The following is a 15,139-nucleotide window of genomic DNA, read 5'->3' on the forward strand; positions in this document are numbered from 1 at the left end:
ATAATATTAATGATTAAAAATACTCAGTCTGCAGGAGAAGAACGGGTTTACCCCGTTCTTCTCTTAGTTTTGAAAGGGGGACTTTGACATGAATGCAACCGAACAGAAAGTATTTACTCATGTCGAGCCAATTGCTAAAGACAACGATTTAAAACTGGTTGAAGTTAACTACGTTAAAGAAGGACCGGATTTTTTCCTGAGAATTTTCCTGGATAAAAAAGGCGGGATTTCACTCGATGACTGTGCAGCGTTCTCGGAAATCATCAGCGCGAAGCTTGATGAATGGGATATTGTTCAAGGCGCTTATTACTTAGATGTGTCATCTCCCGGGGCAGAACGTCCAATCAAAGATGAAGAAGATCTCGAGCTCACACTGAACAAAGGTATTTACGTTAAGACATACCAGCAAATTGATGGTGAAAAAGAGTGGACAGGTGTATTAACTGCTTACGATGAAAATTCTGTAACGATTGACTACAAAGTAAAAACACGCAAAAAAACAATTACAATTGAACGGGACAAAATAGCAACAATTAGAAAAGCCGTCTTATTCTAGAATGGAGGAAAATTGAGTGAATCAGGAACTAATTAATGCAGTTGAATTTATTCATAAAGAGAAAAATATTCCGATGGAAGTGCTTGTGGACGCAATTGAAGCGGCACTGATTACTGCATACAAGAAAAACTATACAGAGCACAAAAACGTGTCGATCGATTTAAACATGGAATCAGGTGCCTACCGCGTAATTTCACGTAAGGATGTTGTGGCTGAAGTCGAGGACCCGACTGCGGAAATCGATCTGTTAACAGCACAAAACTACAATCCTGCATATGAAATCGGTGATCCGTTTGATGAAGACGTAACACCGCAGGACTTTAACCGCGTTGGTGCACAGGCAGCAAAACAAGCTGTAATGCAGCGTATCCGCGATGCTGAGCGCGGCATTCTGTACGATGAGTTTATCAACAAGGAAGACGAAGTGCTGACTGGTCTTATCGACCGTGTCGACCACCGTTTCGTTTACGTTCAGCTTGGCAAAACTGATGCAGTACTTGCCGAATCAGAGCGTATGCCGAATGAGTCATACATTCCGAACGAACGTATTAAAGTTTACGTAAACAAAGTGGAACAGACGACGAAAGGACCTCAGATTTTCGTATCGAGAACTCACCCGAATCTGTTAAAACGTTTATTCGAAGAAGAAGTGCCGGAAATTTTTGACGGTACTGTTGAAGTAATGAGCGTTGCACGTGAAGCGGGCGAACGTTCGAAAATCAGTGTCTTCGCCAAAAACGAAGATGTTGATGCTGTCGGTTCATGTGTGGGTGCGAGAGGTGCGCGTGTTGAAGCGATCGTTGATGAGCTTAACGGCGAAAAAATCGATATCGTCCTGTGGGATGAAGATCCGAAAGTATTCGTAAGAAACGCACTGAGCCCGTCTCAGGTAGTCAGCGTAAACGTTGACGAGGAAAATAAGTCAACAGTCGTTGTTGTACCTGACCACCAGCTGTCACTGGCAATTGGTAAAAAAGGACAAAACGCACGCCTTGCTGCAAAACTCACTGGCTGGAAGATCGATATCAAGAGCGAAACTGATGCCAAAGAATCAGGCATCAGTAACGACTAGAGGTGAATTGAATGGCACGGAAAATTCCGATGCGCAAATGCATCCTGACAAACGAAATGCATCCTAAAGCAGATTTAATCCGCGTCGTTGTCAACAAAGAGGGCGAAGTTGCTGCAGATGCAACAGGTAAACTGAACGGCCGCGGCAGCTATGTCGTAAAAGATCTCGACAAAGTGAACGATGCCCGCGCCAAAAAAGTGCTGGAGAAGGTCATCGGTAAATCCACCGAAACACTGGACCCGGTATACGATGAGATTATCCGTCTTATATACAGAGAGGATATTCCAAAACGATGAATGACAGAATTTTAAATTATATCGGTTTAGCAACGGGTGCAGGTAAAACTGTGACCGGTGAAGAGAAAACTCTCGAGGCTATAAAAACCGGCAGAACAAAAGTTGTGTTACTTGCGTCAAATGCGGGTAAAAGTACAGCGAAGAGAATTAAAGACAAATGTGCAACGTATGATGTCACGGTAATTGACAAGTACACAAACGAAGAGCTGTCTCAGGCGACCGGCACATACAACAGGGTCGTAATGGCAATATCCGATAAAGGATTCGCCAGGAAGATAAAAGAGCTCCTATAGAAGGGATTGGTTCAATGAGTAAAATTAGAATTCATGAGTACGCCAAAGAAAAAGGTTTAACAAGCAAGGAGATTATCGATTTCCTTGAGTCGAAAAATATCGAGGTTAAAAGCCACATGTCTTCACTGGAAGACGACGTGCTGAAAGTACTCGATGCCGAGTTTAACAAAGCTGCGAAAAAAGCAGACTCAAAACCGGCCGGCAACAAACCTGCTGCAAAACAAAACAGCAAACCGAACCAGCAGAAAAACAACAAAAACAAAAATCAGAAAAACAATAAAAACCAGAAAAACCAGAAAAACAGCGCTCCTAAAAAACCGGAAGCTAAAAAAGAAGCACCAAAACAGGAGAAACCTGCCGAAAAGCACTTCACATATGAAGAAGGCATTACAGTGGGCGAACTTGCAGAAAAAATCGGCGTAGACTCTTCAGTCATTGTTAAAGATTTATTCATGCTCGGTATCGTAACGAACATTAACCAGTCGCTTGACCAGGACTCGGTTGAAGTCGTTGCGGAAAACTACGGTTTCACTTCTGAACTGGAAGTGTTTGTGGATGACACTGACCTGACGAACTTCTTTAACCTTGAAGAGCAGAACCTTGACGAAGAACGTCCAAGTGTTGTTACAATTATGGGACACGTTGACCACGGTAAAACAACGCTGCTTGACTCGATCCGCAACACGAAAGTGACTGCAGGCGAGGCCGGCGGTATTACACAGCATGTCGGTGCCTACCAGATCGAACACGGCGACAAGAAAATTACTTTCCTTGATACACCGGGACACGCGGCATTCACGACAATGCGTGCACGCGGTGCACAGGTAACGGATATCACTATTCTTGTTGTTGCAGCGGATGACGGTGTAATGCCGCAGACGATTGAAGCAATTAACCATGCGAAAGCGGCTGAAGTGCCGATTATCGTAGCGGTAAACAAAACTGACAAGCCGACAGCAAACCCTGACCGCGTAATGACTGAGCTTGGTGAACACGGTCTTTATCCTGAAGACTGGGGCGGCGACACGATCTTCGTACCGCTTTCAGCATTAACAGGCGACGGTATTGACGAGCTTCTTGAAATGATTACTTTAGTCGGTGAAATGGCCGAGCTTAAAACGACGAGCGACATGCCGGCAATCGGTACTGTTATCGACGCTGAGCTCGACAAATCACGCGGGCCGGCGGCGAGCCTGCTCGTACAGCACGGTACGCTGAACGTCGGAGATTCAATCGTTGTCGGTTCTACATTCGGTAAAGTCCGTGCGATGGTTTCCGATACAGGTCAGCGCATTAAATCAGCAGGACCGTCTGTACCGGTTGAAATTACGGGTATTAACGACGTTCCTGAAGCGGGCGACCGTTTCGTCGTATTCGCAGACGATAAGAAAGCCCGCCAGATCGGTGAGGCGCGTCACGAAGACAAAGTAATGCGTGACAGAGAAGTGAACCAGAAAGTTTCGCTCGACAATCTGTTTGAACAGATGAAAGAGGGCGAAATGAAAGATCTTAACGTCATCATTAAAGGTGATGCACAAGGTTCGGTTGAGGCACTCGCTGCTTCACTGATGAAGATCGACGTGGAAGGCGTTAACGTCCGCATCATCCATACGGGTGTAGGGGCAATTAACGAATCGGATGTTACACTGGCTAATGCTTCAAGCGCAATTATTATCGGGTTCAACGTCCGTCCGGATGTCAACGCGAAACGTGCGGCTGAGCAGAACCAGATAGACATGAGACTGCACCGTATTATCTACAAAGTTATCGAAGAAATCGAATCAGCGATGAAGGGTATGCTTGACCCTGAATACGAAGAGCAGGTTATCGGTAATGTGGAAGTACGTGAAATCTTCAAAGTATCCAAAGTGGGTACAATTGCAGGGGCTTATGTTACAGATGGTAAAATTACACGTGACAGCGGTGTCCGTGTTATCCGCGACGGCATCGTCGTATTCGAAGGCGAACTCGACACGCTGAAACGTTTCAAAGACGACGCAAAAGAAGTGACAACAGGTTACGAATGTGGACTTACAATTAAGAACTTCAACGATATCAAAGAGGGCGACCAAATAGAGCCATTCATTATGGTAGAGATTGAGAGGAAATAATTATGTCAACGAGAAATGAACGCATAGCAGAAGAAATTAAAAAAGTGCTTAGCGAAGAAATCCGTACAACAGTAACAGAAAAAGAACCTGACATCGGTATGGTTACAATTACCGAAGTCGAAGTCACAAAGGAAAACGAAACTGCAACGGCGTACTATACAGCGCTGAACAATAACAGAGAATTCGTACAGGAAACGCTTGATAAGTTCAACGGCTTATTCAGAAAAGCAGTTGCATCAAACATCCGTCTCCGTAAAGCGCCTGAAGTGAAGTTTAAATACGATACTTCAATCGATTACGGCAAGAAAATCGAATCACTCTTAAGCGACATTAAAGAGCGCGACGAGAAGCAGTAAATAATAACGGCTGGTGGAGCGGGAAAGCAGTCACCAGCATGACCAGATAAAACCGCACCCGACTCCGAGAGGGACATTACCGGTATGAGACTTTACTCATGCGGTGTCCCCGGGAAACCGGGTGCGGTTTTTATTATTTTGTAATATACTATTCATAAATTAAGCAGGTGAGTTTTAATGACAAATAATAATATTCACGGCGTTATTCCGGTAGACAAACCGGCAGGCATGACTTCACACGATGTTATATATAAAATGCGCCGCGTACTCGGTACGAAGAAAGTCGGACATACAGGTACGCTTGACCCGGCAGTTACAGGTGTCCTGCCGATCGTTATCGGAGACGCGACGAAACTGACTGAAATTCTGCAGGAGCGCGACAAGCGCTACAGTGCAACGGTAACGCTCGGCTATACGACTGACACAGAAGATGCGACAGGCAAAACACTCGAGTCGGAGGAAGTTAAAGAAGGCAGTGTGACAAAAAAAGATGTGCTGGCAGTAATCGAACAGTTTAAAGGGGACTACAGTCAGACGGTGCCCCTGTACAGCTCGGTTCGTGTAAACGGCCGCAAACTGTACTGGTACGCACATGAAGGCATCGAAGTTGAACGCCCGTCACGCACGGTACAGATTAAAAACCTGGAGCTGACCGGCGATGTTCGTTATGAAGACGGTAAAATTTCTTTTGATATTGATGTAACGTGTTCGAAAGGAACGTATATCCGCACACTCGCAGTCGATATCGGCAAAGCGCTGGGATACCCGGCGCATATGTCATACCTCCGCCGGACAGGCTCATGCGGCTTCTCAATCGAGCAGTCGATCAGGCTGGATGATTTACGAAGCGGTGCTGTTAAAGCGGAACCAATTCCGATTATCGACATGCTGGCAGGTATGCTACAGCACGACATTACAGACGAAGATTTATTATTTCAAATCACACACGGGCAAAAAGTAGTAAAAAGTGATATATTAACAATGCTGGGGTTAACTGAACTCGATACTATATTATTTACCCGCGGTGACATGCCGCTCGGAATTTACAAAACACATCCGGAAAAACCTGATCAGTTAAAACCATCTAAAATGTTTAACAACGTATGGGGGACTTATGGAAATAATTAAATTGCATTATCCAAATGATGAAGCACTTTCAAACATAGAGCCGTCAGCAGCAGCATTAGGTTTTTTTGATGGTCTCCACTTAGGTCATATCGATGTAATCGATAAGATGAAGGAGATTGCCAAAAAACGCGGCTTAAAAAAAGCAGTCATGACATTCGATCCGCATCCGTCTGTCGTACTGGACCCAAAAAAACAGCGTACAACTTATTTAACGCCGTTTGATATTAAAATGAAAAAGCTGGAAGAACTGGACATAGATTACGTATTTGTCATTAATTTCTCAAGTGCGTTTGCAGGACTCGATAAAGATTATTTCGTTAAGGAATATATTATCGGCAGCAAGATTAAAGAAGTGATTGCCGGATTTGACTATACATACGGCAAAAAAGGCAGCGGTACCGTTTTTGACTTAAAGCAGTATGACGAATTTAATACGACGGAAGTGTCAAAACACGAACAGGGCGACGCTAAAGTGTCGACGACGCGCATCCGCGAATATCTCGATAATCATCAGCTCGATGAGGCCAACAAAGCACTCGGCCGCGCTTATGATATCGAGGGGATAGTCGTGCAGGGGGAGAAGCGCGGCCGTACGATCGGCTTCCCGACAGCAAACATCGAACCGAACTACCGCTACTTTATGCCGGCTAAAGGTTCATACGCTGTTACGATGACAATTGAAAACGACGATACGCTTTACAAAGGTGTGGCGAGCGTCGGTGTTAAACCGACATTCCATGAAAACGCACGCCTGACGACAGAAGTCTACATCTTCGACTTTTCACGCGATATTTACGGTGAAAACGTGACGGTTCACTGGCACCACTTCGTCCGCGGAGAAGAAAAGTTCGACGGCATCGAACCGCTGATTGAAGCAATCGACTCCGATGCGAAAATTGCACGCCGGATGCTCGAAGACAAATAGTCCTGCCGTTCAAACAGGACCGGTTTTTATCTTGTAAATGAATACTTGAAAAACCGTCCGGAAACGTATATAATATTACGAGTACCGTATCTTGGCATTGTTGAAACTCCGACGCATGCTCGGATACAGGTGTATATAAAATTTTAGGAGGAATTACAATGGCAATTTCACAAGAAAGAAAAACAGAACTAATCGAAGAATACCGCGTACACGAAACTGATACTGGGTCACCAGAAGTTCAAATCGCTGTATTAACTGCAGAAATCAACACGTTAAACGACCACTTACGCACGCACAAGAAAGACCACCACTCAAGAAGAGGTCTTCTTAAAATGGTAGGTCGCCGTAAGCACCTGCTTACTTACCTGCGTAACAAAGACGTTGTAAGATACCGCGACTTAATCGCTAAACTTGGTCTTCGTCGTTAATTTATATTTTAAAAACCGTTCCTCACTGAGGAGCGGTTTTTTTGTTGTGTTAACTTTTTATTATATAACGCAGTGAGTAGTTTCGGGAATATATTTTACTTTATTTGTGCATACATATAATGGGAATATCCGACTGCTTTTAGTAAAAAGCATCCCGGTTTTGCTATTTTTGTTTTAAAGTAACTTTTTTAAAAGAGAATCGCGGTTTTCGCCTATATATAGGGTAGAGGGAACTTTTTATATAAGGAGGAAATACCGATGTATTTAAACGACAGAAATACGACACCTGAGCTCCTGCATTACAGAACACTCGAAAGACGGCTTGTATTCGATAAGGGGAATTTGAGGATTTATGAGAACGGCTTTCTCGGAGAGTGTTTATACGATAAACTCTTTGACGAAGTCGGGCATGATAATCTTTATATTTTCCGTGACGTTTATCTTACTGCAGGAAAAAGCGGCGCACAGTATGACAGTATTATTATTTCCGGCGACAATGTAACGGTAAATGAAATTAAAAATTACAGCGGAGAGTACTCTTTTACAGACGGGCGGCTCGTTAAAAATAATGAAGTTGTGCCGGACAATCCGTTTACCCAGGTCGACCGTGCAGTAAGCAAACTGTACCGCATATTCAGGGGATTGAGCGGGAGAGTGCCTGTTGAAATAACCGGAAAAGTCATATTCCCAAACGATGACTTCAGACTGTATTCCGAAGATCACTCCATCTGGAAGAATGTCGTCATCCGTATGGACATGAAGAAATACTTCAGACAGTTTAAAGGCACATACAACACTGACCGTGCTGACCGGATCATCTCACTCATCCGGGCGAACATGACTCCAAATCCGTATTTTAACGGCAGTCCGGATACGGCCCGGGTCAAAAAAGGACTGTATTGCGGAGAGTGCGGCGGATTTGAGCTGAAGAAAGGGAGATTCCAGTTAACATGTACAAAGTGCGGTACAATAGAAAGCAATGAAACACATCTGCTTCGAGCCATGAGTGATCATAAATTTTTATATTACAATCAGCCGATGACCAAACGGTCATTACTGGAGCTTATAGATTGCGAGCTTCACAATATTACAGTATTGCGTGCACTTCAGAAACATTGTGATGTAACGAAGAAGGGAAGGCAAACCTCATATCTGTTTAAATACTACGATTATGATGATGCGATTAAAAACGTGCGGAAATTCCAAAGATATAAAGATAAATCCGGAGAATTTATTTAGAAGCAGTGATTGGACGGCTCCAAAGTAACAATGAGCGCTCTTCATAGTAACGGAGCGGCCCCAAAGTAACAATGAGCGCTCTTCATAGTAACGGAGCGACCCCAAAGTAACAATGAGCGCTCTTCATAGTAACGGAGCGGCCCCAAAGTAACAATGAGCGCTCTTCATAGTAACGGAGCGGCCCCAAAGTAACAATGAGCGCTCTTCATTGTTACACAAGACCCGACGACCCGTCACGACACCTGCGCCATGCTCTCAAAACGCATGACGCCGCACTAAAACCCATCACCTTTTTATATATATATTTTACAACAAAAATGATATGATAATTATAAGTGCCAAAGCTAAGGAGAGAAAACAAATTATGAATGAACAGACTAAACAAGTGTTTGAAACTGAGTGGGGCGGTCGCCCGCTTATTATAGAGTACGGGGAAATGGCTAAGCAGGCGAGTGGTTCTGTACTTGTACGTTACGGCGATACAGTAGTACTCTCTACAGCAACAGCGTCGAAAGAACCGAAGAACATCGGTTTCTTCCCGTTAACAGTAGCTTACGAAGAGAAGATGTACGCAGCAGGGAAAGTCCCGGGCGGCTTTAACAAGCGTGAAGGGCGTCCGAGTGAAGATGCTACGCTGACGAGCCGTTTAATCGACAGACCGATTCGTCCGTTATTCCCGGACGGTTACCGTCACGATGTACAGGTAATGTCGATGGTACTATCTGTCGACAATGATGCTTCTCCGCAAATGGCAGCAATGCTCGGATCTTCAATGGCGCTAAGCGTATCGGATATTCCGTTTGACGGACCGATTGCTGGTGTTACTGTAGGTTTAATCGACGGGGAGTTTATCATCAACCCGACAACTGAACAGCTCGAACAGTCGGAGCTTGAACTTCAGGTTGCGGGTACTTACGATGCGGTAAACATGGTTGAAGCAGCGGCACAGGAAGTTCCTGAAGATATTATGTTACAGGCGATTCTTTTCGGTCACAAAAACATTCAGGAGCTTGTTCAGTTCCAGAACGAAATTATTGAACAGATCAATCCTCTCAAACGTGAAGTGACAATCGAACAGATTAACGAAGAGTACCGCGCACAGATTACAGCACAGGCTGAAGCGATGGATCTTTACGCTAAGATTCAGGAAAATGATAAACAGACACGCGAAGAAAATATTACTGCGGTGAAGCAGAGCATTATCGACAGTATCGACGAAGATGCTGAGGACTACGACTTATTAGTTGCGGATGCATCAACAGTATTCGACGATCTTGTTAAAGCTGAAGTGCGCCGTCTGATTACTGACGATAAAGTACGTCCTGACGGCCGTGAGCCTGCGGAAATCCGTCCGTTAAATTCACAGGTTGGATTACTGCCGCGTACACACGGTTCTGCGTTATTTACACGCGGGCAGACTCAGGCGTTATCTGTAGCAACACTCGGCGGTCTTGGTGAACACCAGATTATCGACGGGCTCGGCGTTGAAGAGAACAAACGCTACATGCACCACTATAACTTCCCGAACTTCTCAGTCGGTGAAACTGGTCCGATCCGCGGACCGGGACGCCGCGAAATCGGTCACGGTGCATTAGGAGAACGTGCATTACTGCAGGTTATTCCAAACGAAACGGAATTCCCGTACACAATCCGTGTCGTATCTGAAGTACTTGAATCAAACGGTTCATCTTCACAGGCATCAATCTGCGGATCGACACTTGCGTTAATGGATGCTGGTGTACCGATTAAAGCACCGGTTGCAGGTATCGCAATGGGTCTTGTTAAAAAAGGTGAGAATTACACAATTCTTTCCGACATCCAGGGCATGGAAGATGCGCTTGGAGACATGGACTTTAAAGTAGCAGGTACACCGAAAGGTATTACTGCAATTCAGATGGACATTAAAATCGACGGCCTGAGCAAATCTATTCTGGAGGAAGCTCTGGAACAGGCGCGCATCGGACGTCTGCACATTTTAGAAAATATGCTTGCAACAATCGACACGCCGCGCAGCGAATTATCAGCACATGCGCCGAAAGTTGAAGTAATGCATATTAAACCTGCGAAGATCCGCGACGTTATCGGACCGGGTGGTAAGAAAATCAACGAAATTATCGACGAAACAGGCGTTAAACTGGACATCGAACAGGATGGTACTGTGTACATCGGTTCAAGCGACCAGGATGCCATCAAAGCAGCGCGTAAAATTATCGAAGATATTACACGCGAAGCGGAAGTCGGCGAAATCTACGAAGGTGAAGTACGCCGTATCGAGAAGTTCGGTGCGTTCGTACAGTTGTTCCCGGGCAAAGATGCGCTCGTACACATTTCACAGCTCGACACATCACGCGTCAACAAAGTTGAGGATATCGTCAAAGAAGGCGATAAAATGCGTGTTAAAGTAACTGAAATCGACAGACAGGGCCGTGTGAATGCATCGCGCAAAGTACTGCTTGAAGCAGCAAAAGAGAACAAAGAAGACTAAAATATAACTGCCGGAAATTAACAAGGAGGACATTAATGTGAAGAAAGATAACAAAAAAGCACATGTGAAAATCGTTCCTCTCGGCGGCGTTGGTGAGATTGCAAAAAACATGTACGTTGTTGAAGTCGACAACGATATGTTTATTCTCGATGCGGGTCTGATGTTCCCGGAAGATGAAATGCTCGGTATCGACATTGTCATACCTGACATTTCATACGTTCTGGAAAACAAGGATCGCCTTAAAGCGATTTTTGTTACACATGGACATGAAGACTCAATCGGAGCAATTCCATACATTATTCAAGAATTAAACGTACCTGTTTACGGCTCCCGTTTAACGCTTGCTCTAATTAAAGAACGTCTGAAAGAGAAGAACGTTAAAAAGAAGGTTAAGTTTTACGCAATCAACAATGAATCAGTAATGAAGTTCGGCAACACGAACGTGGAGTTCTTTGAAACTTCACACAGTATTCCGGATTCATACGGTATCAGCATGAATACACCTTATGGTTCAGTCGTTTATACAGGCGAATTCAAATTCGACCAGAGCTTAAAAGGCAACTACGACTACAACATGTCGAAGATGTATTCACTTGCAGCCAAAAACAAAACGCTTGCGCTGATCAGCGACTCGACAGAAGCTGAGAAACCGGGCTACAACACGGCGGAAAACCTGATTGAAGGAACGATTTTAGATGCGTTCCAGAAATCGAAAAACCGTATTATCGTGTCGTGCTATGCATCAAACTTCGTACGCATCCAGCAGGTGCTGACTAATGCGGCGAAAGTTAACCGTAAAGTATCGTTCCTCGGACGTACGCTTGAATCATCATTTAAAGTGGCAAGAAAACTCGGATATTTCGATATTCCGGACGGGCTGCTTTTACCGAGCCATGAAATTAAAGACTATCCGGACAACGAAGTCGTAATTATCGCTTCAGGTTCACAGGGTGAGCCGATTGAAGCACTTGGTAAAATGTCGCGCGGCCAGCATGAAGTAACGAATATAAAAGAAGGCGATGAAGTGTTTATTCTGACGACACCGTCATCTAATATGGAAGTTGTACTGTACACGACACTTAACGAACTCGTTAAAGCCGGTGCAGTCATCAATACGCCTTCGAGAAATATTCACGCTTCAGGTCACGGTCTTGCTGAAGAACTGAAAATGATGCTTAACATTTTCAAACCGGAACATTTCATTCCTGTACAGGGTGAATTCAAAAATCAGATTGCACACGCACGTCTGGCAACTGAAACCGGTGTTAAAGCGGAAAACATTTTCCTTCTCGAGAAAGGGGACGTCGTTCAGTATGACGGCGAGAAAATGTTCAGCACGGACAAAGTCGAAGCAGGCAACGTACTGATCGACGGCAGCGGTGTCGGAGATGTCGGTAACATCGTCCTGCGCGACCGCAGATTGTTATCGGAAGACGGGATCTTTATCGCTGTCGTAACAATCGACCGTGAATCAAGAGTAATTATGGCAGGTCCTGAAATTCAATCACGCGGTTTCGTTTACGTGAAAGAGTCGGAAGAGCTTATGAAAGAAGCTTCCGAGCACGTCAAAGGTATTGTCGAAGACAATATCAGTGCCGGCAAAATTGAATGGAGTGTCTTAAAACAAAATATCAGAGATGACCTCGGTAAATTCCTATACGATGAAACGAAGCGTCGTCCGATGATTATTCCAATCATTTCTGAAATATAATATAGTTTAAAGCGACGGAGATATTAGGATAACCTTATATCTCCGTTGTTATAATTAAAAAGTGAAAATGAAGGTGGTAAAAGATGGCGACTAAACGAAAGCGCACTGCGAAAAAGAAAAATAATGATAAAAAAACGTATTATGCGAGTTTTGCTTTACTCATTATTATTTTACTTATCATTACAGTATTTCAGCTGGGCCTGGTCGGGGAATATGCCGATGCAGCTTTTAATTTTCTTTTTGGTACAAGCCGCTACTTTACATACCTCGTGTTACTGCTCGCGAGTTTCTATTTGGCGACACATTTAAAATTTCCGTTTACTAAACGCATGCTCGGCTACTTAATGATGCAGTTCGGCCTGTTGTTCCTCCTGCATTCGATATTGTATTTATCGGACCGTGGCAGAACAGACCGCTATTTCACATTTGAAGATATGATGAATATGACGCGGGAACCAGGGTTTGATTTTACCGGCGGGGGAATTATCGGACAGACACTGTTTAATTTCTCGGCTACGGGAATCAGTTTCTTCGGGACACTTTTAATCGGTTTAATATTTATTTATCTGAGTATTATTATCGTGCGTCATAAGAGCATCGAGGAATCACTCCGCAACGATTTCAATTTTGTTATCCGCGGGCTGACAGCGATCGGTGCAGGTCTTGCCGGCATGTTTATGAAACTCTCTGAATGGTTTAAAAACCGTCCGAAGAAAGAAAAAGCACCGAAAGCTAAAAAAGAGCAGAAGAAATCAGAACCGATTATCGAATCACCTGACGATGATGAGCCGGTGGAAAAACGTACAGAGAAGAAACGTAAAGCACGCTTCAGCAAAAAAGAAGAGGAACAGGAATCAGATCCGCTCTTTGAAGAAGATGAATACGTGGAACCGGAAGTGTACGATTCGGAAATTCTGATGGAAGAATATAAAGATGAACCGGTGCCGGATAACATGACACCGGAAGAACACGCACTGCAGATCGAAAAAGAAGTGGAAGAGAAAAAAGAACTTGAGTACGAGAATCCGGATGACGAAGGGTTTGATTCGAATATTCCGGACGGTGAGACAGAAGACAGTGAATTCGAAGAATTTGACGATAAAGAACTCAAACAGTTAATAGAGTATAAACTGCCGTCGATTGATTTACTGAACGATGCGGAGCCGACGGAAAAAGTCAGCAACAAAGAAGTCATCCAGCAGGGACGTATACTGGAAGAAACTCTGAAAAACTTCAATGTTAATGCGAAAGTATCGAAAATCAGAATCGGTCCGGCAGTTACGCAGTTTGAAATTCAGCCGGATGTCGGAGTGAAAGTATCGAAAATTATTAACCTACAAAATGATATTGCACTCAGTCTTGCTGCGAAAGATATTCGTATCGAAGCACCGATTCCAGGTAAATCTGCAGTGGGTATTGAAGTGCCGAACTCGGTAGTGAGCATGGTCACGCTGCGTGAAGTAATCAAGCGTAAATCATCGGACAATCCGCTTGAAGTCGCGCTTGGTAAAGATATTTCCGGTGCACCGATTATGGCGGAACTGAACAAAATGCCGCACCTTCTTGTTGCCGGTTCTACCGGAAGCGGTAAATCCGTCTGTATCAACGGCATTATCATCAGTATTCTGCTGAATGCGAAACCTCACGAAGTGAAACTGATGATGATCGATCCGAAGATGGTTGAGCTTAATGTATATAACGGCATTCCTCATCTGCTTGCACCGGTTGTAACGAACCCGCAAAAAGCGAGCGATGCGTTAAACCGTATCGTCAGTGAAATGGAACGCAGATACGATCTGTTCAGTGCATCGCATACGAGAAATATCGAAGCGTACAACCAGTATCTGACGCGTCAGGCGGACGATCCGGAGAAAGTTCAGAAACTGCCCTATATCGTCGTTATTGTCGATGAGCTTGCGGACTTAATGATGGTGGCATCGAAAGACGTCGAAGCATCGATTACACGTATTGCACAGATGGCACGTGCAGCGGGTATTCATTTAATTATCGCCACACAGCGTCCTTCAGTGGATGTTATTACAGGTATTATTAAAGCGAACATTCCGTCGAGAATTGCATTCAGCGTAAGCTCGCAGACGGACTCGCGTACGATCATCGATTCGATGGGTGCTGAGAAACTGCTCGGCCGCGGGGACATGCTGTTCCTGCCATCCGGACGCTCGAAGCCGATCCGTGTACAGGGGGCATTCCTCGACGATGACGAAGTTACGGATATCGTGAAGTTCATTACGGATCAAATGAAAGCAAATTATGAGAAATCAGTTATAATGAATCAGAAAGAGACTGCTGCAGCGCCGGTTGAGTCGGAGGACGAACTTTATCCGGACGCGAAATGGTTTGTTATCGAGGAACAGCGTGCGTCGGCGAGTCTGCTGCAGCGCCAGTTCAGAGTCGGTTACAACCGTGCAGCCCGTCTCGTCGATGATTTGGAAGCGAACGGGGTTATCGGACCTGCGAGCGGATCGAAACCGCGCAGCGTGCTGATTGAAAACCACGAAGACTAGTTAGGAGTTTTATA

At 44.6% G+C, this 15,139-nt stretch carries 13 protein-coding genes; all 13 read left to right on the forward strand.

Features of this window, described 5'->3' with window-relative positions; genetic code table 11:
• Positions 1-88: 88 nt before the first annotated feature.
• Positions 89-556, forward strand: a complete 468-nt coding sequence (gene rimP, locus RZ44_RS02615; RefSeq protein ID WP_035808160.1) for a ribosome maturation factor RimP — start codon at positions 89-91, stop codon at positions 554-556.
• A 16-nt stretch (positions 557-572) separates the two neighbouring features.
• Complete coding sequence (gene nusA, locus RZ44_RS02620) at positions 573-1,628, forward strand: transcription termination factor NusA (RefSeq protein WP_035808162.1); 1,056 nt, start codon at positions 573-575, stop codon at positions 1,626-1,628.
• A gap of 11 nt (positions 1,629-1,639) precedes the next feature.
• Positions 1,640-1,924 (forward strand): RNase P modulator RnpM, encoded by a 285-nt coding sequence (gene rnpM, locus RZ44_RS02625; RefSeq protein ID WP_035808164.1) that lies wholly within the window; start codon positions 1,640-1,642, stop codon positions 1,922-1,924.
• Complete coding sequence (locus RZ44_RS02630; protein ID WP_035808166.1) at positions 1,921-2,217, forward strand: L7Ae/L30e/S12e/Gadd45 family ribosomal protein; 297 nt, start codon at positions 1,921-1,923, stop codon at positions 2,215-2,217. The genes rnpM and RZ44_RS02630 overlap by 4 nt, the downstream gene beginning before the upstream one ends.
• A gap of 14 nt (positions 2,218-2,231) precedes the next feature.
• Complete coding sequence (gene infB, locus RZ44_RS02635; RefSeq protein ID WP_035808168.1) at positions 2,232-4,328, forward strand: translation initiation factor IF-2; 2,097 nt, start codon at positions 2,232-2,234, stop codon at positions 4,326-4,328.
• Positions 4,329-4,330: 2 nt separating this feature from the next.
• Entirely contained in the window at positions 4,331-4,684 is a 354-nt protein-coding gene (gene rbfA / locus RZ44_RS02640; protein WP_035808170.1) for a 30S ribosome-binding factor RbfA, read from the forward strand.
• 177 nt (positions 4,685-4,861) lie between these two features.
• Positions 4,862-5,812: a tRNA pseudouridine(55) synthase TruB gene (truB, locus tag RZ44_RS02645; protein WP_035808171.1), complete on the forward strand. Its 951-nt coding sequence runs from the start codon at positions 4,862-4,864 to the stop codon at positions 5,810-5,812.
• Positions 5,799-6,737, forward strand: coding sequence for a riboflavin biosynthesis protein RibF (gene ribF / locus RZ44_RS02650; RefSeq protein WP_035808172.1), 939 nt, complete (start codon positions 5,799-5,801; stop codon positions 6,735-6,737). The genes truB and ribF overlap by 14 nt, the downstream gene beginning before the upstream one ends.
• Positions 6,738-6,895: 158 nt before the next feature.
• Positions 6,896-7,165 carry a 30S ribosomal protein S15 gene (gene rpsO / locus RZ44_RS02655; RefSeq protein WP_035808174.1) on the forward strand — a complete coding sequence of 90 codons (270 nt, stop codon included), beginning with the start codon at positions 6,896-6,898 and terminating at the stop codon, positions 7,163-7,165.
• A gap of 258 nt (positions 7,166-7,423) precedes the next feature.
• The gene (locus RZ44_RS02660) at positions 7,424-8,404 is read left to right on the forward strand and encodes a nuclease-related domain-containing protein (protein ID WP_035808176.1); all 981 of its coding nucleotides are present in this window, start codon (positions 7,424-7,426) and stop codon (positions 8,402-8,404) included.
• A gap of 364 nt (positions 8,405-8,768) precedes the next feature.
• Positions 8,769-10,889, forward strand: coding sequence for a polyribonucleotide nucleotidyltransferase (pnp, locus tag RZ44_RS02665; protein ID WP_035808177.1), 2,121 nt, complete (start codon positions 8,769-8,771; stop codon positions 10,887-10,889).
• Between the two features lie 37 nt (positions 10,890-10,926).
• Positions 10,927-12,600: a ribonuclease J gene (locus RZ44_RS02670; RefSeq protein ID WP_231856243.1), complete on the forward strand. Its 1,674-nt coding sequence runs from the start codon at positions 10,927-10,929 to the stop codon at positions 12,598-12,600.
• 83 nt (positions 12,601-12,683) lie between these two features.
• Positions 12,684-15,125: an FtsK/SpoIIIE family DNA translocase gene (locus tag RZ44_RS02675; RefSeq protein ID WP_035808180.1), complete on the forward strand. Its 2,442-nt coding sequence runs from the start codon at positions 12,684-12,686 to the stop codon at positions 15,123-15,125.
• Positions 15,126-15,139: the final 14 nt, after the last annotated feature.

The sequence above is a fragment of the Jeotgalicoccus saudimassiliensis genome, from assembly GCF_000756715.1.
In the GTDB taxonomy this organism is placed as follows: domain Bacteria; phylum Bacillota; class Bacilli; order Staphylococcales; family Salinicoccaceae; genus Jeotgalicoccus; species Jeotgalicoccus saudimassiliensis.